This is a genomic window from Stutzerimonas stutzeri (assembly GCF_019090095.1).
In the GTDB taxonomy this organism is placed as follows: Bacteria; Pseudomonadota; Gammaproteobacteria; order Pseudomonadales; family Pseudomonadaceae; genus Stutzerimonas; species Stutzerimonas stutzeri_AN.
Genome location: NZ_JAGQFP010000002.1, coordinates 1,338,946 through 1,361,887, shown reverse-complemented (window position 1 = coordinate 1,361,887; position 22,942 = coordinate 1,338,946). Strand labels below are relative to the sequence as shown.

General features: G+C 62.0%; 22 protein-coding genes. 12 read left to right on the top strand and 10 right to left on the bottom strand.

Annotated elements, in window-relative coordinates; genetic code table 11:
- Positions 1-33: 33 nt before the first annotated feature.
- Positions 34-1,065 (bottom strand): amino acid ABC transporter substrate-binding protein, encoded by a 1,032-nt coding sequence (locus tag KVO92_RS15840; protein ID WP_217476508.1) that lies wholly within the window; start codon positions 1,063-1,065, stop codon positions 34-36.
- Between the two features lie 347 nt (positions 1,066-1,412).
- Between KVO92_RS15840 and KVO92_RS15835 the strand changes: the two genes are divergently transcribed.
- The 3 genes from KVO92_RS15835 to rhlB all read left to right on the top strand — a co-directional run bounded on the left by KVO92_RS15835 (position 1,413) and on the right by rhlB (position 4,738).
- Positions 1,413-2,069, top strand: a complete 657-nt coding sequence (locus KVO92_RS15835) for an alpha/beta hydrolase (RefSeq protein ID WP_217476507.1) — start codon at positions 1,413-1,415, stop codon at positions 2,067-2,069.
- Positions 2,070-2,248: 179 nt separating this feature from the next.
- Positions 2,249-3,208, top strand: a complete 960-nt coding sequence (locus tag KVO92_RS15830; protein WP_254621452.1) for a GGDEF domain-containing protein — start codon at positions 2,249-2,251, stop codon at positions 3,206-3,208.
- A 120-nt stretch (positions 3,209-3,328) separates the two neighbouring features.
- Positions 3,329-4,738 carry an ATP-dependent RNA helicase RhlB gene (rhlB, locus tag KVO92_RS15825; RefSeq protein ID WP_217476506.1) on the top strand — a complete coding sequence of 470 codons (1,410 nt, stop codon included), beginning with the start codon at positions 3,329-3,331 and terminating at the stop codon, positions 4,736-4,738.
- A gap of 72 nt (positions 4,739-4,810) precedes the next feature.
- Here rhlB and moaE read toward each other — a convergent pair whose 3' ends face one another.
- From moaE to dmeF, 5 genes are all read right to left on the bottom strand, one after another.
- Positions 4,811-5,266: a molybdopterin synthase catalytic subunit MoaE gene (moaE, locus tag KVO92_RS15820; RefSeq protein ID WP_217476505.1), complete on the bottom strand. Its 456-nt coding sequence runs from the start codon at positions 5,264-5,266 to the stop codon at positions 4,811-4,813.
- A 2-nt stretch (positions 5,267-5,268) separates the two neighbouring features.
- Entirely contained in the window at positions 5,269-5,517 is a 249-nt protein-coding gene (locus KVO92_RS15815; RefSeq protein ID WP_217476504.1) for a MoaD/ThiS family protein, read from the bottom strand.
- A complete protein-coding gene (moaC, locus tag KVO92_RS15810; protein WP_217476503.1) occupies positions 5,514-5,984 on the bottom strand; it encodes a cyclic pyranopterin monophosphate synthase MoaC in 471 nt (156 codons plus the stop codon). Before moaC ends, KVO92_RS15815 begins: the two co-directional genes overlap by 4 nt.
- Positions 5,985-6,074: 90 nt before the next feature.
- Positions 6,075-7,463, bottom strand: coding sequence for a PhoH family protein (locus KVO92_RS15805; RefSeq protein ID WP_217476502.1), 1,389 nt, complete (start codon positions 7,461-7,463; stop codon positions 6,075-6,077).
- 263 nt (positions 7,464-7,726) lie between these two features.
- Positions 7,727-8,734, bottom strand: coding sequence for a CDF family Co(II)/Ni(II) efflux transporter DmeF (dmeF, locus tag KVO92_RS15800; RefSeq protein WP_217476501.1), 1,008 nt, complete (start codon positions 8,732-8,734; stop codon positions 7,727-7,729).
- 134 nt (positions 8,735-8,868) lie between these two features.
- Here dmeF and yaaA point away from each other — a divergent pair, with 134 nt between their 5' ends.
- The 3 genes from yaaA (at position 8,869) to KVO92_RS15785 (ending at position 12,308) form a co-directional block, all read left to right on the top strand.
- Positions 8,869-9,645: a peroxide stress protein YaaA gene (gene yaaA, locus KVO92_RS15795; RefSeq protein WP_217476500.1), complete on the top strand. Its 777-nt coding sequence runs from the start codon at positions 8,869-8,871 to the stop codon at positions 9,643-9,645.
- A gap of 672 nt (positions 9,646-10,317) precedes the next feature.
- Positions 10,318-11,763 (top strand): mannose-1-phosphate guanylyltransferase/mannose-6-phosphate isomerase, encoded by a 1,446-nt coding sequence (locus KVO92_RS15790; protein ID WP_217476499.1) that lies wholly within the window; start codon positions 10,318-10,320, stop codon positions 11,761-11,763.
- Positions 11,764-12,098: 335 nt separating this feature from the next.
- A complete protein-coding gene (locus KVO92_RS15785; RefSeq protein WP_217476498.1) occupies positions 12,099-12,308 on the top strand; it encodes a hypothetical protein in 210 nt (69 codons plus the stop codon).
- Positions 12,309-12,376: 68 nt separating this feature from the next.
- Here KVO92_RS15785 and KVO92_RS15780 read toward each other — a convergent pair whose 3' ends face one another.
- The 3 genes from KVO92_RS15780 to purU form a co-directional block, all read right to left on the bottom strand.
- Positions 12,377-13,843: a helicase HerA-like domain-containing protein gene (locus KVO92_RS15780; RefSeq protein ID WP_217476497.1), complete on the bottom strand. Its 1,467-nt coding sequence runs from the start codon at positions 13,841-13,843 to the stop codon at positions 12,377-12,379.
- Between the two features lie 63 nt (positions 13,844-13,906).
- A complete protein-coding gene (locus tag KVO92_RS15775) occupies positions 13,907-14,107 on the bottom strand; it encodes a hypothetical protein (RefSeq protein ID WP_217476496.1) in 201 nt (66 codons plus the stop codon).
- 25 nt (positions 14,108-14,132) lie between these two features.
- The gene (purU, locus tag KVO92_RS15770) at positions 14,133-14,984 is read right to left on the bottom strand and encodes a formyltetrahydrofolate deformylase (RefSeq protein WP_217476495.1); all 852 of its coding nucleotides are present in this window, start codon (positions 14,982-14,984) and stop codon (positions 14,133-14,135) included.
- Positions 14,985-15,385: 401 nt separating this feature from the next.
- Here purU and mvaT point away from each other — a divergent pair, with 401 nt between their 5' ends.
- The gene (mvaT, locus tag KVO92_RS15765; protein WP_217476494.1) at positions 15,386-15,763 is read left to right on the top strand and encodes a histone-like nucleoid-structuring protein MvaT; all 378 of its coding nucleotides are present in this window, start codon (positions 15,386-15,388) and stop codon (positions 15,761-15,763) included.
- Between the two features lie 88 nt (positions 15,764-15,851).
- Here the strand turns inward: mvaT and sbcB are convergent, their stop codons facing one another.
- The gene (sbcB, locus tag KVO92_RS15760; protein WP_217476493.1) at positions 15,852-17,279 is read right to left on the bottom strand and encodes an exodeoxyribonuclease I; all 1,428 of its coding nucleotides are present in this window, start codon (positions 17,277-17,279) and stop codon (positions 15,852-15,854) included.
- Between the two features lie 263 nt (positions 17,280-17,542).
- Between sbcB and KVO92_RS15755 the strand changes: the two genes are divergently transcribed.
- Genes KVO92_RS15755 through KVO92_RS15735 form a run of 5 tightly spaced genes read left to right on the top strand, consistent with a single transcriptional unit; the run spans position 17,543 to position 22,937 of the window.
- On the top strand, positions 17,543-18,238 hold the full coding sequence (locus KVO92_RS15755) for an RDD family protein (protein ID WP_217476492.1): 696 nt from the start codon (positions 17,543-17,545) through the stop codon (positions 18,236-18,238).
- Positions 18,235-19,215, top strand: coding sequence for a stage II sporulation protein M (locus KVO92_RS15750; protein WP_217476491.1), 981 nt, complete (start codon positions 18,235-18,237; stop codon positions 19,213-19,215). The genes KVO92_RS15755 and KVO92_RS15750 overlap by 4 nt, the downstream gene beginning before the upstream one ends.
- The gene (locus KVO92_RS15745; protein WP_217476490.1) at positions 19,202-20,767 is read left to right on the top strand and encodes a DUF4129 domain-containing protein; all 1,566 of its coding nucleotides are present in this window, start codon (positions 19,202-19,204) and stop codon (positions 20,765-20,767) included. Before KVO92_RS15750 ends, KVO92_RS15745 begins: the two co-directional genes overlap by 14 nt.
- A complete protein-coding gene (locus KVO92_RS15740) occupies positions 20,764-21,933 on the top strand; it encodes a DUF4350 domain-containing protein (RefSeq protein WP_217476489.1) in 1,170 nt (389 codons plus the stop codon). Before KVO92_RS15745 ends, KVO92_RS15740 begins: the two co-directional genes overlap by 4 nt.
- Positions 21,930-22,937 (top strand): AAA family ATPase, encoded by a 1,008-nt coding sequence (locus KVO92_RS15735; protein WP_217476488.1) that lies wholly within the window; start codon positions 21,930-21,932, stop codon positions 22,935-22,937. Before KVO92_RS15740 ends, KVO92_RS15735 begins: the two co-directional genes overlap by 4 nt.
- Positions 22,938-22,942: the final 5 nt, after the last annotated feature.

Genomic DNA, 22,942 nt, shown 5'->3' with positions numbered 1-22,942 from the left:
AAACAAGGCCAGCCTTCGGCTGGCCCGGCTAGGTCAACGCACCGGAGGCGCGTACTGCAGACCTCCATTGGTCCAGAGCGCATTGAGACCGCGTTCGATCTTCAGTTCGCTACCGAAACCGATGTTGCGTTCGAACACCTCGCCATAGTTACCCACCTGCTTGACGATCTGTACCGCCCAGTCCTTCGGCAGTTTCAGGTCCTTGCCATATTCACCTTCGGCACCGAGCAAACGCGCCACATCCGGGTTCTTGGTGGTCTTGGCCGTTTCCTCCACGTTCGCTGCGGTGATACCGAGCTCCTCGGCGTTAATCATCGCCAGCAACGACCAGCGCACAATGTCGAACCACTCCTCGTCACCCTGGCGCACGGCAGGGCCCAGCGGCTCCTTGGAGATGACTTCTGGCAAGACGACATAGTCGTCCGGCTTGGCCAGCTTGATCCGCTGCGCATAGAGCTGGGACTGATCCGAGGTGAGCACGTCGCAGCGACCGGACTCCAGCGACTTGGCGCTCTCGTCGGACGTGTCGTAGGTGATCGGCGTGTACTTGAGGCTGTTGGCGCGGAAGTAGTCCGAGAGGTTGAGTTCGGTAGTGGTGCCCGCCTGGATGCAGACGGTGGCCCCGTCGAGCTCCTTGGCGCTGGATACACCCAACGATTTGTTGACCAGGAAGCCTTGGCCGTCGTAGTAGGTCACGCCGGTGAAATTCAACCCCATCGCAGAGTCACGAGAGCTGGTCCAGGTCGTGTTACGCGACAGCACATCGACCTCGCCTGATTGCAATGCGGTGAAGCGTTCCTTGGCGGTCAACGGTGTGAACTTGACCTTGTTGGCGTCCCCGAACACCGCAGCCGCGACAGCGCGGCAGACATCGACATCGATTCCTTTGTACTCCCCCTTGGCATTCGTGAAGGAAAAGCCTGGCAAGCCATCGCTCACGCCGCACTGCACGAAGCCCTTCTTCTTCACTGCATCCAGCGTCGCCCCTGCCTGCGCCAGGCCGCTGACACTCATCAATAGTGTCGCCGCGCCAAGCACAGCCAGTGTGGATTTAACCCTTATCATCGAAACCTCCAGTTTGCTTTTATTCTGCGGGGTCGGGGTCGTCTACCTGCTTCGCGCACGCCAAACGGCATCCGTCGAGCGAAACGGCAGAAGCACCTGACCTGAGTCTAGTCGCCGATCGATTAACGGCAACTTCTCCCGATGCGCTCGCCGGCACCGGCACGAGCGGCCTCGGTATCCGTGCCACGCTGCGACGAAGCAAGCGCCATACCAGAACCCTGCGAAAACCGCCCGAACGGCATCGCGACCTTCAACGCTGACGCGCGTACAGGTAACCTCGCTGCATCTTGCTGCATCCACCCTTCCAGCCCGCCCCAACATGAGGCGGGCCCCAGACGGAGCCCGCCATGAGCGCCCCCCTGATCATCGAACCCGCCTCCTCTGCCGACTCCTGTGTCATCTGGCTGCACGGCCTCGGCGCTGATCGCTATGACTTCCTGCCGGTCGCCGAAGCCCTGCAGGAGCGCTTGCTACGGACTCGTTTCGTCCTGCCCCAAGCACCCACCCAGACGGTGACCATCAACGGCGGCTGGGCGATGCCGAGCTGGTACGACATCCTCGCCATGAGCCCGGCCAGGGCCATCAACCAGGCGCAGCTCGAGGAATCGGCACAGGCCGTGATTGCGCTGATCGAAGCCCAGCGAGACAGCGGCATCGATCCTCGACGGATTGTCCTGGCGGGTTTTTCCCAAGGCGGCGCGGTCGTCTATCACACCGCCTTCCTTCGCTGGGCCGGCCCGCTCGGCGGCGTACTGGCGTTGTCCACCTACGCACCGACCTTCGTCAGCGACCTCGGCCTCTCAGCCCAGCAGCAAAGCGTTCCGGTGCTGTGCCTGCACGGCAGCGCCGACAACGTCGTCCTGCCATCGATGGGGCGCGCCGCATACGATTGCCTGCTACAGAACCATGTCGCGGCCGAGTGGAAGGACTATCCGATGGCCCATGAAGTGAGCCCCAAGGAGATTGCCGATATCGGCGACTGGCTGATGGCCCGCCTCGACTGATGCGCATCAGGGCCGAAGCAGGCCTTCGTCGAGAAATGTGACGCTGCGCGCCTGGCCGATCGGTCAATTACGGCTACTCTTTGGCAAGGCAGCAGCTCACTCGATTGCGTCGCTTCTCGCAGCGCACATCGCGGCCAGACGGAGCTGGCGCGAACAGAATGGACGAGGCATAGCGGGTGATGACGAAGAAGTCTTCCGGCAAGGATGTCGCCGTCACGAGACGTGTCGAAATGCAGCACCTTCGACAGGCCCACTTGCTCGATCATGTCGACGAGCCCTGCCTGCGCCTCCTGCAGGAACTGTTCAAGCCATGCCTGATCGACACCGGCCATGTCCTGCTGTCGCCATTGCAAGCCAACCACTACCTTTATCTGGTACTCGATGGCGAACTCGCTGTTCACCTCGATTCGCTCGATGGCCAACCGGTGCGGGCCATCGGCGCCGGCGACTGCGCCGGCGAAATCAGTTTTATGGACGGCTTGCCACCCTCGGCCTATGTCGTGGCGCTGGTCCCTTCGCGGCTGTTGCGCCTGCACCGCAGTTCCCTGTGGGTGCTCACGCGCTCGCCGCAACTCATGCAGAACCTCACCGAGTTGCTCTGCCACCGCGTTCGCCTGAGTGATCGCCTGATCATCAACAGCGAGCAGAACGCCAACATCGACGCCCTCACCGGTTCGTTCAACCGTCGGTGGCTGGAGCACATCTACAATCGCGAAAGCACCCGCTGCGCCTTCAACGGTCAGCCGCTCGCGTTGCTGATGCTCGATGTCGACCAGTTCAAGGACTACAACGACAGGCACGGCCACCTGGCGGGTGATCACGCGCTTTGCCTGGTGGTCGACACGCTGGCTAAGTTGCTTCGCCCCGCCGACAGCCTGGTGCGCTACGGCGGCGAGGAGTTCGTCGTCCTGCTTCCGGATATGACGCTGAGCGACGCGCGCAACATCGGCGAGCGTCTGCGCCAGAGTATTGAAGCGATCAGCTCCTTTCGCTCTTCGCTCGGCACCTTACCTGGCGTGACCATCTCCATCGGTGTAGCGCCGATGCGGCCTGCGGACGATTTGAAGACGCTGATCCATGCCGCCGATCAGGCGCTGTACCAGGCCAAGGCACAGGGTCGAAATCGGGTGTGTGGCTGAAGTCGACCCGCTTCAGCCAAAGGCTCGCGACCCAGCCCAACGCGCGCCCCGAGCAAGTCTTCGCCGTATCTGCTTCTTGCATTACACTGGCGGGCGAACCTTATCGACAGAGACGAAACCGTGCTCAAAGCACTCAAGAAGATTTTTGGCAAAGGCCCGGCAGAGCAAACCGTCATCCAGCCCGTCAGCCACACCGCGACGCCTGTAGATTCCCCCCGCGCCCCTTCCGTCGACACGCCGGCTGATGCGCCTGCTCCGGCGTCGACCAAGCCCCGCCGAGAGCGTTCGCGCAAGCCCGAGGCCCCGGCCGCCCCCGCGTGGAAGCTGGAAGACTTTCAGGTCGAGCCAGCCGAGGGCAAGACGCGCTTCCATGATTTCAAGCTCGCCCCCGAGCTGATGCATGCCATCCATGACCTGGGCTTTCCCTATTGCACGCCGATTCAGGCGCAGGTGCTCGGTTTCACGCTCAAAGGCCGCGATGCCATAGGACGCGCCCAGACCGGTACCGGCAAAACCGCCGCCTTCCTGATTTCCACCATCACCCAACTGTTGCAGACGCCGCCGCCCAGCGATCGCTACATGGGCGAACCACGGGCACTGATCATCGCGCCCACGCGTGAACTGGTGGTGCAGATCGCGAACGATGCGCTGAACCTGACCAAGTACACCGGCCTCAACGTGATGAGCTTCGTCGGCGGCATGGATTTCGAGAAGCAGCTCAAGGCACTGGAAAGCCGTTATTGCGACATCCTGGTTGCTACGCCCGGGCGGCTGCTGGATTTCAACCAACGCGGCGAAGTGCACCTGGACATGGTAGAGGTGCTGGTGCTCGACGAAGCCGACCGCATGCTCGACATGGGCTTCATCCCCCAGGTGCGCCAGATCATTCGCCAGACGCCGCCAAAGAGCGAGCGTCAGACACTGCTGTTCTCCGCCACCTTCACCGAAGACGTCATGAACCTGGCCAAGCAATGGACAACCGACCCGGCGATCGTCGAGATCGAAGCCGAGCACGTGGCCAGCGACACCGTCGAGCAACACGTCTACGCCGTTGCCGGCAGTGACAAGTACAAGCTGCTGTACAACCTCATCACGCAGAACGACTGGACTCGGGTGATGGTGTTTGCCAACCGCAAGGATGAAGTGCGACGCATCGAAGAGCGCCTCACCCGCGACGGCATCAGCGCCGTGCAGATGTCCGGCGATGTCCCCCAGCACAAACGCATCCGCGCGCTGGAAGGCTTCCGCGAGGGCAAGATTCGCGTCATGGTGGCCACCGACGTTGCGGGTCGCGGGATTCACGTCGATGGCATCAGCCATGTGATCAACTTCACGCTACCGGAGGTCCCGGATGACTATGTGCACCGCATAGGCCGGACCGGCCGGGCCGGCGCCACAGGGACCTCGATCAGCTTCGCCGGCGAGGATGACGCCTTCGCGTTGCCGGCCATCGAAGCACTACTGGGCCGCAAGATCAGCTGCGAAATGCCACCAGCCGAGCTGCTGGCGCCCGTCCCGCCCAAGCGTTGAGCTGACGCCACACGCCCCTGGTAAAGGCGAAGCCCGGCTTCGCCTTTTTGCTGTGGAATGTGCCCTGCCTCGTCAATCCTGCTGCCAACGCTGTGCCGCGGCCTGGTCGCTGCAACGCCCTTCCACCCAACGCGGGCCGGACGGCGTGTCTTCTTTCTTCCAGAACGGGGCACGGGTCTTCAGATAATCCATGACGAACCGGCAACCATCGAACGCCGCTTCACGGTGCGCGCTGGCAGCGCCGACGAAAACGATCGGCTCGCCCGGCTCGAGCCGTCCGACACGATGGACGATTTCCAGCCTGAGCAGAGGCCAGCGCTCGCCAGCCTCCTCGACGATTTTCTGCAGTGCCTTTTCCGTCATACCGGGCGCGTGCTCGAGAAACATGCCAGCGACGTCCTGGCCATCGTTGAAATCGCGGACGTAACCGACAAAGCCCGCCACCGCCCCGATACCGAGGTTGGCCGCATGCAGTGCGTTGAGCTCGACGCCTGGATCGAACGCGGCCTGCTGTACGCGCACACTCATGTTCAGCCTCCGGTCACGGTGGGGAAGAAGGCGACCTCGTCGCCGTCAGCGAGCGGCTCATCGAGCCCGCACAGCTCCTGATTGCGCGCGCACATGAGGTTCTGCTCGCCGAGGACCGCCCACTGGTCGCCGCGTGCCAGTAACCGTTGCCGCAGATCGTCGACCTGCCGAAGCGATGCGTCCCAATCCAGCTGCTCGGTATCCAGCCCCAGCGCCTCGCGATAGCGCGCAAAATACTGCACCCGAATCATGTCGGCACCTGCCAGTGCCCGCTTTTGCCACCGAGCTTTTCCAACAGCCGGACCGCTTCGATAACCATGCCTTTGTCGACCGCCTTGCACATGTCATAGAGCGTCAGCGCCGCAACGCTTGCCGCCGTCAGTGCCTCCATCTCCACGCCGGTCTGACCAGCCAGCTTGCAGCGCGCCTCGATGCGCACACAGTCTTCGCCCTCGGCCTGCAGGTCGACCTTGATGCTGGTCAGCAGTAGCGGATGGCAAAGTGGAATGAGTTCATGGGTCCGCTTCGCTGCCTGAATGCCCGCGATACGCGCAACGGCGAAGACATCTCCCTTGGGATGCCCCCCTTGCTGGATCATTTGCAGGGTTTCAGGCTGCATGCGGACCTTGGCCTCGGCTACTGCCTCGCGTGCCGTAACGGCCTTGGCAGTGACATCGACCATATTCGCTCGCCCTTGGGCGTCGAGATGAGTGAGCATACCGGCAACTCCAGAAAAACGATGCGGCACATTGTATACACAACATGCCGCCTCGGGCCCGCCGTCCTCCTCTGGCGGGCATCAGATGGGCTACATATGGGCCTCGGCGTATTCCGCCAGAATCGAACGGGGCACGCCTTGCAGCGTGATGTGCATGCCGTGCGGGAAGTCCTTGAACCGCTCGGTCAGGTAGGTAAGCCCCGAGCTGGTGGCCGACAGGTAGGGGGTATCGATCTGCGCCAGGTTGCCCAGGCAAACCACCTTCGAGCCGCTGCCTGCGCGGGTGATGATGGTTTTCATCTGATGCGGCGTCAGGTTCTGGCATTCATCGATCAGAATCAGGCTCTGCTGGAAGCTGCGGCCGCGGATGTAGTTGAGGGATTTGAACTGCAGCGGCACCTTTTGCAGGATGTAATCGACGCTGCCGTGGGTGTTCTCGTCATCCATATGCAAGGCTTCGAGGTTATCGGTGATTGCGCCAAGCCAGGGCTCCATTTTTTCCGCCTCGGTACCGGGCAGAAAGCCGATGTCCTCATCGAGGCCTTGCACGCTGCGGGTTGCGATGATCCGACGATAGCGCTTACTGACCACGGTCTGCTCGATGGCCGCGGCCAGCGCAAGAATGGTCTTGCCAGAGCCGGCCGCCCCCGAGAGGTTGACCAGATGGATGTCCGGGTCGAGCAAGGCGAACAGCGCCAGCGCCTGATGGATATCCCGTGGACGTAATCCCCAGGCCTCCTGATGCAACAGGGGCTCCTGATGCATGTCCAGCAACAGCAGCTCGTCAGCCTTGATCCCCTTGATCCAGCCCACGAAGCCCTGCTCATCGAGGATGAACTCGTTGATGTGTACGGCGGGCAAGTTGTCGATCAGCTGAACCCGGTGCCAGGTACGCCCATGCCCCTGATGGGTATCGACCTTGCTGACCCGATCCCAGAACGATCCGCTCAGGCTGTGATAACCGCGAGACAGCTGGCCGACGTCGTCGACCAGCTTGTCGGTATGGTAGTCCTCCGAGGCGACACCGCAGGCACGCGCCTTCAGCCGCATGTTGATGTCATTGGTCACCAGCACCACAGGAACACCGCTGCTGCGCCGTTGCAACTCCACGACCTGGTTGATGATCTTGTTGTCGTTGAGATCTTCCGGTAGCGCGGTGGAGTCGGCGCCCCGGCTCATCAGGATCGACAGGCTGCCGCAGGGTCCGCTCTTCTCACGCTGGATCGGTACGCCGAGCTCGACCTCCTCGGGTGTCGCGTTGCCAAGCACTTTATCGATCAGGCGAATGGCCTGACGGCACTCGGCCGCTACCGTGTGCTTGCCGGTCTTGAGCTGATCCAGCTCCTCCAGAACCGTCATCGGAATGGCGACCTGGTGTTCCTGGAAATTCAATAACGCGTTGGGGTCGTGGATCAGGACGTTGGTGTCCAGAACGTAGAGGGTGGGCTGAGTAGCGCGGGGTCTGCCGTAGTCATCCATACGCGATCACCTTTTCGGATCCGGGACGACGGGGGGCCAAATGCCCTCCGCCGTAGAGAAAACCACCGAATGCAAGGTAAGCGGACTTGGATGGCAGGGGCTTGGGGCCACCCAGAGGCCGCCACCTGTGAGTGCAGGTTTCGGCGGTCTTGATGTCGTAATACCGCAAAACAGATGACAGGAAAAAGTCTTTTTCCAACCAGCGAGGTTTTTTTATCGAAACGACGAACAACCTTGGCGCGTGCCCACCCCGCTAGCTAGGCTCAATAATCAACTCGGCCGTTTTCGCCGCACCGATTGACCTCCGCCGTCACGTGAACCAGTTGCGGAAAGCCGGCCAGCTCCGCCTTGTAGCGATCGGCCGAATACCCCTGATGCGTGACAATGCTGACGATGCAGCTGTACTGCGCACGCCCTACCCGCCATAGATGCAGATCGGTGACCTCGGTGTCGGGCACCTTCTCCAGCTGCGCCTGCACGCGCTGCACCAGAGGGTCGTCCATCTCGCGGTCCAACAGCGCCTTCCCCGTGTCGCGCAACAAGCCTTTGGCCCAGACCAGGATGACCGCAGCGCCGACGATACCCATCAGCGGGTCCAGCCAGTTCCAACCGAAATACTTGCCCCCGAGCAGGGCGATGATGGCGGCCACCGAGGTGAGCCCGTCGGTCAGGACATGGACAAAGGCGGCGTGACGGTTGAGGTCCCGCCCCGGCGCTGCCGAGCCTGACTGGCCGTGATCGTGATCGTGATCGTGATCGTGATCGTGATCGTGATCGTGATCGTGATCGTGATCGTGATGAGCATGGCTGTGGTCGTGCTGATCGCGCAACAGCCAGGCCGACAGGAGATTGACCACCAGCCCGATGCCGGCGACCCACAGCGCCTCGTCGAACCCGATCTGAGCGGGGGACCAGAGCCGTGACAGCGATTCGACGATCATCATCAGCGCCACCACGACCAGCAATAGCGCACTGGCGAAGCCGGCCAGAACCTCGATCTTCCAGGTTCCGAATGCGAAGCGCCGATCGTGCGCATAGCGCCGCGCGAGCAGATAGGCGATCGCCGCCATGCCAATGGCAACCATGTGCGACGCCATGTGCCAGCCATCGGCGAGCAACGCCATCGAATTGAACAGGTGGCCGGCGGTGATCTCGGCGACCATGGTGACGCCCGTCAACAGCACAACAGCCCAGGTCTGACGCTCGGTGCCGTGCTCGAGCGGGCGGTAATCATGGGAGGTTTCCCAGCGCGAATGATTGCAGTCAGTCATAAAGGCTCCTTTGGGTCAGCCAAGTGTGCGCGTTGACCCTGCGGCAAGGTCAATGACCAGATTAATCAAAGCCATAGGTAGAGCCGCCCGAGGCATAGCGCCTAGAATCAGCGCACATCAAAGGAGACCGATGCATGCTGATGGTGATTTCGCCAGCCAAGACCCTGGACTACGACACCCCGCCGACCACAGACCGCTTCACTCAACCTGAACATCTCGACCACGCACAGCAGCTGATCGATCAGCTACGCGGTTATTCACCGCAGCAGATCAGCGAACTGATGCACCTGTCGGACAAACTGGCCGCTCTGAACGTCGCCCGCTACGGCAGCTGGACGCCGACATTCAGCCCCGAAAACGCCAAACAGGCGCTACTGGCCTTCAAGGGGGATGTGTATACCGGACTCGATGCCGACGACTTCTCCGACCAGGACCTGGATTTTGCCCAGGACCATCTACGGATGCTGTCCGGCCTGTATGGCGTCCTTCGTCCGCTCGACCTGATGCAGCCTTACCGACTGGAGATGGGAACCAAACTGGCGAACCCACGCGGCAAGGATCTGTATGCCTTCTGGGGGGAACGCATCAGCCTCTGGCTGAACGACGCGCTGACGGCCCAGGGCGACGACGTCCTGCTCAACCTGGCTTCGAAAGAGTACTTCGGTGCAGTCAAACGCCAGGCACTGAACGCCCGAGTGATCGACGTCGACTTCAAGGACCGCAAGAACGATCAGTACAAGATCATCAGCTTCTACGCCAAGAAAGCACGCGGCCTGATGGCCCGTTACGTGATCAAAGAGCGTGTCGAGCAGCCGCACCAACTGCTGGATTTCGCTTACGACGGTTACCGCTACAACGCCAAGGACTCCTCGGCCGATCACCTGGTATTTCTGCGCGACACTCCGCGCTGATACCGCCTCTCGCCCGTATCGCCTGACTTCGAGGCGAAAGCGGTCGCTCGCCTGACCGTCCCTCCCGCTCGTCCGACCGCTGCTGCCCGCCTCGTGCCCTACCCGCGCACGAGCAGCGGGCCCGTTCGGCGATCGAAAAAAACTCTCCGATCAGTGGCAGTTCGCCGGGGAACTATCCGCAGGCACCCGCAATCATAAGCGCGTACCGACACTTCCAGATGGAAAGGGACGTCGCACATGAATGTGCTTTGGGTTTCAACACAGTGTTTTCAGAGGCTCCGCCAGGGCAAGCGTGCGGTATCGCCCGGCAGCAGCAACCGAGCCACCGGATGCGCGCTGGGCTGGGCACAGCAGCAGCCGGCAGGCGGAACGCAGCCAGGGCGCGTTCGAACCCGTTTCTGTCAGATCAACAGAGGGCTTACACGCACTCCTTTCAGAACGACGACCGGTGCCGCCGCTTCTCATGCGGTAACCGTCGACCATCAGGCTACATCTCCCTATTCAGGCTCGGAGCACGCAGTTCGCCCCGAAGGCAGTTTTCTTTCGAGAAAACGAAGCACGACGGCGCGCGGCACCTGAGGCCCCGACCAAAGAAACGTAAGGCGCGCACAGACCACTGGCCGCCCATATGGACAAGAAGAACCCCCTTCTCAACGATTCAGGAGAAACACTATGATTCCGGTCATCCTCTCAGGCGGCAGCGGTTCCCGGCTCTGGCCTCTTTCTCGCAAGGCATTTCCCAAGCAGTTCCTGGCTCTGACGGCTGAACAGACGCTGTTTCAGCAAACCATCGAGCGCCTCGCTTTCGACGGCATGCAGCCGCCCCTGCTGGTTTGCAACCAGGAACACCGCTTCATCGTCAAAGAACAGCTGGCAGCACGCAAGCTGGCCATCCAGGGCCTCATGCTCGAACCCTTCGGGCGCAACACCGCACCGGCGATCGCGATCGCGGCGATGAAACTGCTCGAGGATGGTCGCGATGAATTGCTGCTGGTCCTGCCAGCCGACCACGTGATCGAAGATCACAAAGCCTTCCAACGCTCACTCGCGCTGGCCACCAACGCCGCGGAAAACGGCGAGATGGTGCTGTTCGGCATTCCGGCAACCAGCCCCGAAACCGGCTATGGCTACATCAAGTGTGACCACAGCGAGCGCAACGGGCTGCCTGAAGGTGTCAACCGGGTAACCAGCTTTGTCGAGAAGCCTGACGAAGCGCGCGCGCAGCAGTACGTGGAATCGGGCGACTACTACTGGAACAGCGGCATGTTCCTGTTCCGCGCCAGCGTGTTCCTGGAGGAACTGAAGAAACACGATCCGGATATCTACGATACCTGCTGGGTTGCGCTGGAGCGCAGCGCCAAGAATGGTGAAGAGGTCCTGATCGATCCGGCGACCTTCGCCTGCTGCCCGGACAACTCGATCGACTATGCCGTGATGGAAAAGACCGAGTTGGCCTGTGTGGTGCCGATGTCCGCTGGCTGGAGCGATGTCGGCTCCTGGTCGTCCCTTTGGGACGTGCTGGAAAAGGACGAGAACGGCAACGTGTCCCGCGGCGACGTGATCGTCGAGGACAGCCGCAACTGCCTGGTACACGGCAACGGCAAGCTGGTGACGGTGGTTGGCCTGGACAATATCGTCGTGGTCGAGACCAAAGACGCGACCATGATCGCGCATAAGGACAAGGTTCAGGACGTCAAGAAGCTGGTCAACAAGCTCGACGCCATGAAGCGTTCAGAAACACAGAATCATTGCGCCGTATATCGCCCGTGGGGCTGGTACGACTCGGTCGACATGGGCGGACGCTTCCAGGTCAAGCGCATCTGCGTCAATCCTGGCGCGCAGCTCTCGCTGCAAATGCACCATCACCGCGCCGAGCACTGGATCGTTGTGTCGGGCACCGCGCAGGTAACTTGCAACGACAAAACTTTCCTCCTTACCGAGAATCAGTCGACCTATATTCCGGTGACCTCGATTCATCGCCTGGCGAACCCGGGCAAGATTCCACTGGAAATTATCGAAGTACAATCGGGCAGCTATCTGGGTGAAGATGATATCGAGCGCCTCGACGACGTCTACGGCCGCGCACCGGACTCGGTAGTGAGCCAGTCGGCCCGCTAAGTTAGCCCCTGTAAAAAAAACCGCGCCAGTCTTTGGCGCGGTTTTTTTGTTTCAATAAAAATACCGATGTAACCGACCGTTTACCATTGGCCTAATCGCCCAACGGGCGCCTGAGCCGATGATAGAGCCTCCTGGTAAGTGCAGTTAAAAGAACAGTGCGGGGCCCCTTTCCGATTCGCGTGCGAAATGGCCTTACTTGCGCACCCAGCAGGCCTCACGGGTCGCTTGCAAAGGCGCCTGCCAGACCTTTAAATAAGCAAGGCCACTTTCCATCCGTGCCGCATCCTTTGCGCGGCTGCTAATGGCTTGAACTTTAAATAAGGAAACGACCAAGCGTGACCAAAGAAGAATTACGCGCCGAACTGGAGCGGCAGGCCAACCGATTCAAGACGGTGTATGGCGGCGAAATAACCACCTACGCGGCGCAACCAGAGCCCGAACGAAAGCCTTGGCGCAAGAAGCAGACGATTCACGACCAGGTATTCAAGAAAGAGCTGGAAAAGATCGAGAAAGAAATAGCGAAGCAGGCATCCGAAGAACATTGAATCGATGTCAGCGATGTCTACAGCGGTTGCTCGATGAGGCGACCGATCGTTCTCCGGAATGGCTCGATTCAGCGCCCCCGCCCTAACAGCGAACCCAGCACTCCTCGCGCCAACTGCCTGCCCAACTGAGAAGCCGCCTGGCGCATTGCACTTTTGAATGCTCGCCCCGCCAGATCGCCGAATACATCGCTCAGCTCGCCCTTCGAGGCTTGCGCCTTCTCCGGTGCGGGGGCCTGTTTGGCCTGGTTTGCCCGCTCAAGCAGGATCTCGTATGCGGATTCGCGATCGATGGCCGTGTCGTAGCGCGTCCGCAGGGAAGAGTCTGCGATCAGCGCCTGCCGTTCGTTCGCCGCAAGCGGCCCTACTCGCGACTGTGGCGGCGCGATCGCAACGCGCTGCACCATGGCCGGCGTTCCCTTGTCTTCGAGGCCACCGACCAGCGCCTCCCCGATGCCAAGGTCCACCAGTGTGTCCAGCGTGGAAAAGGACGGATTGGCACGAAAGCCCTCTGCCACAGCGCGCAACGCCTTCTGCTCCTTGACGGTGAAAGCCCGTAGCCCATGCTGAATGCGCAGACCCAGCTGCGCCAGTATCTCGTCGGGCAAATCAGAGGGTGACTGCGTCACGAAAAACACGCCTACGCCCTTCGAGCGGATCAGCCGAACCACCTGCGCCAGCCGATCCTGCAGCGCTTTGGGCGTATCGTTGAACAACAGATGAGCTTCGTCGAAGAACAACGCAAGCAGCGGGCGATCGGCATCGCCGCGCTCAGGCAGTTGCTCGAACAGCTCTGCCAGCATCCACAACAGGAAGGTTGCATAGACCTTCGGCGCCTGATGCACGAGCGTGCTGGCATCGAGCAGATGAATCCGACCTCGCCCATCACTCGCCGGCTGCAGGATATCCTCCAGCGCCAGCGCCGGCTCACCAAACAAGGCGTCAGCCCCCTGCTGCTCCAGCGTTGCCAAACGTCGCAGCAAAGCCTGCGACGACGCCGTGGTCAGCAACGCCGCATCTTCGCCCAGCACGTCCGGGTTCTGCTTGAGATAGCCGAGCAACGCCTTGAGGTCTTTCAAGTCCAGGAGCAACAGCCCTTCACGGTCGGCAACCTTGTAGGCAGCGTAGAGCGCTGTCTGCTGGCTATCGGTCAGTTCGAGCAGACTGCCCAGCAGCAAAGGCCCCATCTCGGTAAGCGTCGTGCGCAACGGGTGCCCGCTGACGCCGTAGACGTCCCACAAGGTGACCGGATAGGCCTGCGGCCGGTGCTCGAGCCAGGGCATGCTGGCGATGCGCTCGGCGATCTTTCCTTTGGGCGCTCCGGCCGCTCCAAGGCCGCACAGATCGCCCTTTATATCGGCCGCAAAGACGGCAATCCCGGCATCGCTGAACTGTTCGGCAAGGCGCTGCAAGGTCACCGTCTTGCCAGTTCCCGTCGCGCCCGCTACCAGACCATGACGATTGATCAACCGAAGCGGATGGGTGCTGGGTTCGCCGGTAGCCTCAACTCCCAGCACGAATCGATCGGGACTTGTCATCAGGTCATCTCCAGAAGGGTAGAACGGATGATCGTCAGGCGTCCGGCCACGAGACCGAGACGCTCAATCGTCGTCCAAAAGCTGCGCAGCAGCGTCCACGATAGGTTGCTCGCCGGCAGCCGCGTAACGCGCCCACAGCGCCTGCGCGCCGGGAAAGTCCGTACCCAGCTCGGGGCCCAGATGCGCCGGATCATAACGCTGAGTGCAGCCAGCGCCGATGACAGGCGGCGCGCTTGCACCGGCCTTGGCTAATGGATCGGCCATTGCTCCTCCACATGGACGTCTTGGATCAGTTGAATACCAGCGTTTTGTTGCTGTGCACCAACACACGGTCCTGCAAGTGATAGCGCAGGCCACGCGAAAGCACCATCTTTTCCACGTCTTTGCCCAGCCGAACCATATCTTCGATGCTGTCACGGTGACTGACGCGCACCACGTCCTGCTCGATGATCGGGCCGGCATCCAGCTCCTCGGTGACGTAGTGGCAAGTCGCACCGATCAGCTTGACCCCTCGCAGCGAGGCCTGGTGATAAGGCTTGGCACCGGCGAACGACGGCAGAAAGCTGTGATGGATGTTGATTACGCGTTGCGCGAATTCTTCACACAGCCCCGCAGGCAGGATCTGCATGTAGCGGGCAAGCACAATCACATCGGCCTGATGCTCACGCACCAGACGTGTCACCTCGGCAAAAGCCTCCTCCTTGCCTCCGGGCGCGACCGGCACATGGAAATAGGGGATGCCGTGCCACTCGACCATGCTGCGGAGGTCGTCATGGTTGGAAATTACACAGGGAATTTCGCAATCCAGCTCACCGCTGTGCCAGCGGTGCAGCAGATCAGCCAGGCAGTGCGACTCACGACTGGCCATCAGCACGACACGCTTGCGCTCTGCCGAGTCGGTAATGCGCCACTCCATGGAGAACTCGCGCGCGATCGGGGCGAAGGCCTGACGAAACCCTGCCAGATCGAAAGGCAGCGAGTCGGCGCGAATTTCATGGCGCATGAAGAACCAGCCGCTCTGATGGTCCGAGTGATGATTGGCTTCGGTGATCCAGCCGTTGTAGGTGGCCAGGAAATTGCTGACCTTGGCAACAATGCCAACGCCATCGGGACAGGCAATAACCAGCCTGAATGTGCGCATTAAGCAGAACTCCAGCGTAAAAAAAGGTGGCGCATTCTAGCGCAGCGCCGAAAACCGCAGCCACATTATTGAACCAGGGTTCCGGCATGCGCTTGCGATGGCATTAAGAGTCATCATTTTCCAAGAGCATCATACGACCCGGCTTTGGATGGCTCCGAAAGCAGCCTATATACCTGTTGCCCGTTGCTGGCCGCCACGTCACCGCACTCATATAACGCATTTACAAGCACGCTGCTGTCGTCTCCGGCTTGTTCTGCGAAATCCAAACTAACTGAACGCGACTGTCGCGGTAACGGAATCAAGAAAAGCGACTATCTTTTATTAAAAGCGATATTTACTTGTGCATTGCGCCTGTCTATGATTGCTAACACTTGCGTTCAAACCAATACCAAGGAAGTGACATGTCGCTGATCAATGAATACCGCGCTACTGAAGAGGCTATCAAGGAACTCCAGGAACGCCTGAAGTCTCTTTCTGCAGACGACAAGCTGAAAAAAGAGCTCGAGTTCGAAGGCAAACTGCGTGAGCTGATGGGCGAATACCAGAAGTCGCTTCGCGACATCATCGCACTGCTCGACCCGGATGCCCGAAACAGCAAGTCGCCTCGCGCAGCGAAAGCGCCGGCCGCAACCAAGCGCGCCCGTCGCGTCAAGCAGTACAAGAACCCGCACAATGGCGAAGTGATTGAAACCAAAGGTGGCAATCATAAAACGCTGAAAGAGTGGAAAGCTCAGTGGGGCGCTGACGAAGTTGAAGGCTGGGCCACTCTGCTCGGTTAAGTCTTCGCGTTACACCGAAACCATCTAACGTGGCATGCCCGTCCTGTCACGTCAGATGGTTTTTTTATGGCCGTCGCTTGACGCTCGGTCAGCCAATAAAGCGCTCGCGCAAGCCTTGGGCGTGGCGAGCCCATTGTTGCAGCAGCTCCGCCTGCTCGGGACTGGCTGAGACCAGCAACTCACGCAATGCGCTTTCGAACTGCTCGAGCGTATTGGGCGCACCGAATTCTGGGGCGGTCAGCCGTTGCCGGCAGAACTGTTGCCATTGCCGCCGTTCCTCGTCCGACAGGCCTTCCGGGAAGTTGCGTGCGCGGTAGCGAAAGTGCAGTTCAGGCAAGCGAGGATCATCGAACGGTGGCGTTACGCTCGAGCCTGTTGAGGCCATGAGGCTTCTGACCTGCTCGCACAGTCGCCGATCGCGCTCTCCCAGAAACCCTTCGTAGAGTTGCTGTTCAGGATCAGCCACCTCATTGAATGCCTGCTCCTGATAGATGTCGGCGAGTTTCGCGCCCCACGTCACTTCCCGACTGATCAGATCGCGAGCCCTCGACTCGCAGCACTGCAGGTCCAGGCCCAATCGCTCGACATCGACCGGCCGCAACACCTTCATGGGCAGCAGAACCGGGCAACGGTTGACGTGCACCAGTTTCAACGGCGCCGGTAGCTTTTCGCCGAGGTCCTCTCGCCGGGTATACAAGCGCTCGCGTAGCGTATCGGCCGACTCTTCCCAAAGCGGCGAGCATTCGGCGTTGAGGTCGCAAACGATGAGCGCGTTACGGTTGCGCGGATGCCAGGCCAACGGTAGCACCACGGACAGATAGTGCCGCGCGGCGGAGAAACGCCCGGAGATGTGTACCATCGGCTTCAACAGCTCGACCTGCTCGATGACCGCATTCTTGCGACGCAACCGGTAGAGATAGTCGTACAGCCGCGGCTGACGCTCCCTTATCAACCTCGCCAGCGCGATGGTCGCCCGCACATCCGACAGCGCATCGTGCGCCTGCACATGCTCAAGCCCGTTGGCCACGCTGAGGCGCTCCAGCTTCAGCGTCACCCGTCCGTCCTCCTCCGGCCAGACCAGCCCTTCGGGTCGCAACGCATAAGCGGTGCGGACCAGGTCGATGAGATCCCACCGGCTGTTGCCGCCCTGCCACTCGCGTGCATAGGGATCGAAGAAGTTTCGGTAAAGGCTGTAGCGCAGCACTTCGTCATCGAACCGCAAGGTGTTGTAGCCAGCGCCACAGGTGCCCGGCTGCGCCAGTTCCCGGTGCAGCCGGGTAACGAACTCCGCCTCGCACAGCCCCTTGGCCAGCAAGGTCGCCGGCGTGATGCCTGTCACCAGGCAGGCCGCCGGATGAGGCAGGATGTCGTCGCCAGGGCGGCAATAGAGATTCAGCGGCTCGCCAATTTCCTCCAGGGCTTCATTGGTTCGGATTCCGGCAACCTGCAGTGGCCGATCGCAGCGCGGCGAGATACCGGTGGTTTCAAAGTCATACCAGAAGATGCTGGACGTCACGGGAGCCTCCCTCTCATTTCGGCGGCAGTCTAGCGTGCCTGGGCGGTGATCGGCCTGCTCGTCTTGCACGCCTGCGCAACAGACACGCACCGGGGTCGTCACAGACCGAGCGGATAACCGACGCCAAATGCCAAGCAGGTTCTAGCCGACGGGCGCGTTCGGTGCTTTCATAGCGGCCATATGCGGCCACACCGAGTACCGATCAGCCGATCGCTCATCGTGCGGGCCTGCCCCATTTGCAACCCGAGCGCCGAGCACAGCCATTGCCTCCCGCCGCCCCACTGGATAATACGCACACGGTCGAAACGCCGGAGGGCATCGATCTTCTGCTGCGCCCTGCGGGGCTGGTTCCGCGTGCCTTGGCATTTGCCCTGGATCTGCTGATTCGCCTGGCCTTGCTGCTGGTGCTGGCGCTAGGTCTTGGCGCGCTGGGCAAGTTCGGCATGGGCGCGGGCGCAATGCTGCTGTTCGTCGTCCAGTGGGGGTATATGGTGCTGTTCGAGGTGTTCAACGATGGCAGAACGCCCGGTAAGCATTGGCTGGGGCTGAGGGTCATCCACGACGACGGCACACCGATAGGCTGGGCCGCATCGCTGTTGCGCAATCTGTTGCGTTTCGTCGACATGCTGCCGTTCGGCTACTGCCTGGGCGCGCTCTGCTGCTTGGGACATCCCGCCTTCAAACGCCTCGGCGACCTCGCCGCCGGTACCCTGGTAGTGCATCGCGAGCGACGCGCAGCGACCGCAACGCTTCCCCCGGCGGCCCCCATCGCTCCGCCCTTTTCGCTGGAATTGGCCGATCAGCGCGCCCTGATTGGCTTCGCCGAGCGCCAGTCGAGCCTGTCGCCGGAGCGGCGGCAGGAGCTGGCTGCTATTCTGGCCGCGCCATTGAACGTCACGCCGGAACAGGCCGAAGCGCGCCTGAACGGCATCGCCCGCGCGCTGGTGGGCCCGGCATGAAGCAGAGCCAGTTCGAACGCCAGTACCATCCCGAATGGCAGGCATTCAGCGAGATGCTCGATGCGCTCGAGCGAGGCCAAGCATCGCCTCAGGACTCGCTCGGTTTCCCGGCCGCGTATCGCCGCGTCTGTCATCACCTGGCCCTGGCGCGCAGCCGCGGATACAGCCCCCACGCCACCGATCAGCTGCAACTGCTGGTGCAGCGCGGGCATCAACAGCTCTACCGTCATCGCAGCCCGCTGGCCGGCCGCCTGCTCGGTTTCGTTCTCGGTGGGTTCGGTCGGCTGGTTCGACAGGAATGGCGTTATCTGACCCTCGCCAGCATGCTGTTTTATGGAAGCCTGCTGGGCATGGCGGCCCTGGTAATGCTGTTCCCTGAGCTGGTGTACAGCCTGATCAGCCCCGAGCAGGTCGCCCAGATGGAAGCGATGTACGACCCTGACGCCAGCCGCCTCGGCCGTTTTGGCGAGCGAGGCTCGGCCGATGACTGGGTAATGTTCGGCTACTACGTCATGCATAACATCGGGATTGCCTTCCAGATGTTCGCGGGCGGTTTGTTGTTCGGTCTGGGCAGTCTTTTCTATCTGCTGTTCAACGGCCTGGTCATTGGTGCGATCGCGGGGCATCTGACGGGCATCGGCTATGAGCAACCGTTCTGGTCGTTCGTCATTGGCCACGGTGCATTCGAGCTGACGGCCATCACCCTTGCTGGTGCCGCAGGCCTGAAGCTGGGTGACGCCCTGATCGCCCCTGGCCGTTCGACCCGTGGCGAAGCACTGCGCCTGGCCGCCATCGGCAGCGTGCGACTGATCGCCGGTGCGGCGCTGATGTTGCTCATCGCCGCCTTCGTCGAAGCCTATTGGTCCTCGATGACTTACCCATCCGCCACGGTGAAATATGCCGTTGGGGCATTGCTGTGGTTGTTGGTTGGCCTGTATTTCCTGCTGAGCGGTCGGAGCTCCCATGCAACTGAGTGACGCGACGCTGGAGATACGGCCGCGTGGCGCCTGGGAAGCGGTCGACCTCGGCGCGCTGCTGGCACGCCGCCACGCAGGCCTGCTGATGTCCAGCTGGGCGCTGTTCACCCTGCCGGTCTTCGCGCTGTTCAGCCTGCTGTTCTGGTCATACCCCTCACTCGCCGTACTGCTGTTCTGGTGGTTCAAACCGCTGTACGAACGTTTGCCGCTGTTCATCCTCTCTCGCTCGTTGTTCGGCGATACGCCGACCCTGGCGCGAAGCTTCAAGGCGTTGCCAGGCCTGCTGCGGCGGGAGTGGTTCGCCAGCCTGACCTGGCGTCGCTTCAGCCTGACCCGCAGTTATGACCTCCCCGTCCTGCAGCTCGAGGAGCTGTCCGGCGCGCCCAGACAGCAGCGTTTGCGTGTTCTGCATCAGCGCGACGCCAGCGCCGCGCGCTGGCTGACCATCGTCGGCGTTCACCTGGAAAGTGGCTTGTGGTTCGGCGCGCTGGCGCTCATCTACTTGATGATCCCGGCACCGCTGATCGCCGATTGGAGCTGGTTGGACCTGCTGCACGTGGAACAGGACTGGCTGTGGGCCGAACACCTGTCCAACCTGTTGTATGTGCTGGTGTTGGTGGTCTGGGAGCCGATCTATGTCGCCAGCGGCTTCAGCCTGTACCTCGACCGACGCACCACGCTGGAGGCCTGGGACATCGAGCTGGGCTTCCGGCGCCTGCAGGAGCGTCTGAAAGCCGTGATGCCGGCCGTATTGCTCAGCCTCGGGCTGTTGCTGGCGATACCGGCACCGCCAACCCTGGCCGCCACGGCCACGGCCACGACGCCGATCGCTGAGCGCCCCACCGTGACCGATAACGGTACCGACAAGGCACACCTGGACAGCCAACCACTGACCCGTCCGGCAGCCAGCGAGCGCATCAGCCTGCTGCTGGACCAGGCGCCGTTTCGCCAGCGCGAGACGGTCACCCGTTGGCGCTTGGGCGACGAGCAGGCGGAGGCGGCCCCTGGCTGGCTGGCACGCCTGCTCAGCTCCTGGCTGCGCCTGGACTACGGCTTCGATCACCTCGTGACAGGCATCGAGGTAGCCCTTTGGGCCGGCCTGTTCGGTTTGATAGCGCTGGTCGTATGGCGTTATCGCGACTGGCTGAGGCTGCATGTCCGGCGGCATCCACGAACGCCCGCTCCGACAGCTCCCGCGCCAGCCGTGTTATTCGGGCTCGACATACAACCGGAAAACCTGCCGGCGGATGTTGCCGGCGAGGTGGAGCGACTGTGGGAGAAGCAGCCACGCGAGGCCCTCGGCTTGCTCTACCGAGCCTTTTTGAGTCGATTGCTACATGAACGCCAGGTGCCACTGAAGGCGGCCCACACCGAAGGCGAGATCCTTGACCTGCTACGCCAGGCCCAAGCGCCGGAGCTGACACCCTACGCCGAAGCCTTGACCGGTCATTGGCTGAACCTCGCCTACGGCCATCAAGTGCCGTCCAGCAGTACCTGCCGGGAACTATGCGACGGCTGGCGTGAACGTTTTGCCGTACGAGGCTGGCCATGAGTCGCTCGCGTATAGGCGTGGCGGTGATGGCTTGCGTGCTGCTCGTCGTCTTGGTGGGCTATCTGGCGAGCCAGCTCGAGTTTTACCAGGAGACCATCGAGCGAGGGCCCACGGCGCAGGTGCGAGACCATCCGTACCTGGCTGCCGAGCGCTTTCTGGCTGACCAGGGCAAAACCGTCACCCAGCCGTCCAGCCTCGACCGCGTGCTCGATCAAACACCGAGCGAGCACGTCCTATTGCTGCTGGCCGATCGCACCAACATGACGCCGGACCAGTCCGCCCGCGTGCTCGAGTGGGTCGGCGCCGGCGGGCACCTGGTGTTCGTCGCCGAAAAGCTCTGGGACGAAAAAACTGGGCAGAGTGGCGATCTGCTGCTCGATGCGCTCGACCTGCAGCAGTACGAAACCGACGACAACCCGACTGATGACGACGCCAAGCCGGCCGGCAGTACCGACCGGCGCCCGGCACTCACCCGCCTGTATTTGGAAAACGACGACGAACCCGTCTATCTCGCGTTCGACACGCGCTACCACCTGTACGACGCCGGCAAGAAGGCCCACGCATGGGCCAACAGCGACAGCGCCACCCATATGCTGCAGCTACAGCACGGCAAGGGGTTGGTTACGGCACTCACCGACAGTTGGATCTGGCAGAACGAAACCATTGGTCAGCATGACCACGCCTGGCTGCTCTGGTACCTCACCCAGGACCGCAACGTGACGTTGATCGCTCACGCCGAGCACGACAGCCTGCTGCGACAGCTTCTGCGGCACTTTCTGGAGGCGCTGATTGCCCTGTTGCTGACGCTGCTGCTGGCGGCCTGGCATCGAGGCGCGCGCCAGGGTCCGCTCATCGAGCCGGGCGACCGCGGACGGCGAGAGTTGCAGGAACACCTGCGCGCGAGCGCCGATTTCCTCTACCGTCAGGCCGGGCCGCAACAGCTGCTCGACACCCTTCGGCAGGACATCCAGCGCCAGGCGCGGCGGCACCATCCGGGGTTCGATGCCCTGGCCCACGCCGAACAGTGCCGCGTGCTGGCCGCGCTCAGCCATGTGCCCATCGACACGATCGACCAGATACTGCGTCCGACGACCAGTGGCCCGGCCAACACCAGCGAATTCACCCATCTGATCGCCCTTCTACAACGCCTCAGGAATGCACTATGAGTGAACCAACCAGCGAACCGACCAGCGCGTCGCCTACCGCGAGCAGTCAGCGTCAGCGCGCCAGCCAACTAGCCCAGGCGCTGCGTCAGGAACTGCACAAGGCCGTCATCGGCCAGCACGAGGTCGTCGAGGGTGTGCTCACCGCGCTGATCGCTGGCGGGCATGTGCTCGTCGAAGGCGTGCCGGGGCTCGGCAAGACGCTGCTGGTTCGCGCGCTGGCGCGCTGTTTCGGCGGTGAATTCTCGCGCATCCAGTTCACGCCGGATCTGATGCCCAGCGATATCACCGGCCACGCGGTGTATGACCTTGCCAGCGAGCAGTTCAAGCTGCGCAAGGGGCCCGTCTTCACCAACCTGCTCTTGGCCGATGAGATCAACCGCGCGCCGGCCAAGACCCAGGCGGCGCTGCTGGAAGTCATGCAGGAACGCCAGGTCACGCTGGAAGGCCGGCCGCTCGCGGTACCACAGCCCTTTCTGGTCATGGCCACGCAAAACCCCATCGAGCAGGAAGGCACCTATCCACTGCCCGAGGCCGAGCTGGACCGTTTCATGCTGATGCTGCGCATGGACTACCCAGCGGTTGACGAAGAGCTGGAACTGGTTCGCCAGGTTACCCGTTCGGCGCGCACCGACATCCTCGATGTCAGCGGGCTGCGGGTGCTGTTGCAGGCCAAGGACATCCAGGCCTTGCAGAAGATCGCCAGCGACGTTCCGCTCGATGATCAGGTGCTCGACTATGCGGTGCGCCTCGCCCGCGCCACGCGGGACTGGCCGGGCGTGACCTTGGGTGCCGGACCGCGCGCCTCGATCGCCCTGGTCCGCGGGGCGCGGGCTCGCGCCTTGTTGCGTGGAGGCGACTTCGTCGTTCCGGATGACGTGAAGGATTGCGCGCTCGCGGTGCTGCGGCATCGCGTCAGGCTCTCGCCGGAACTGGCCATCGAAGGCATGTCGGTGGACCCGTTGCTGCGGCAGTTGCTCGACCAAGTCGCAGCACCGCGGCTGTGACGCAT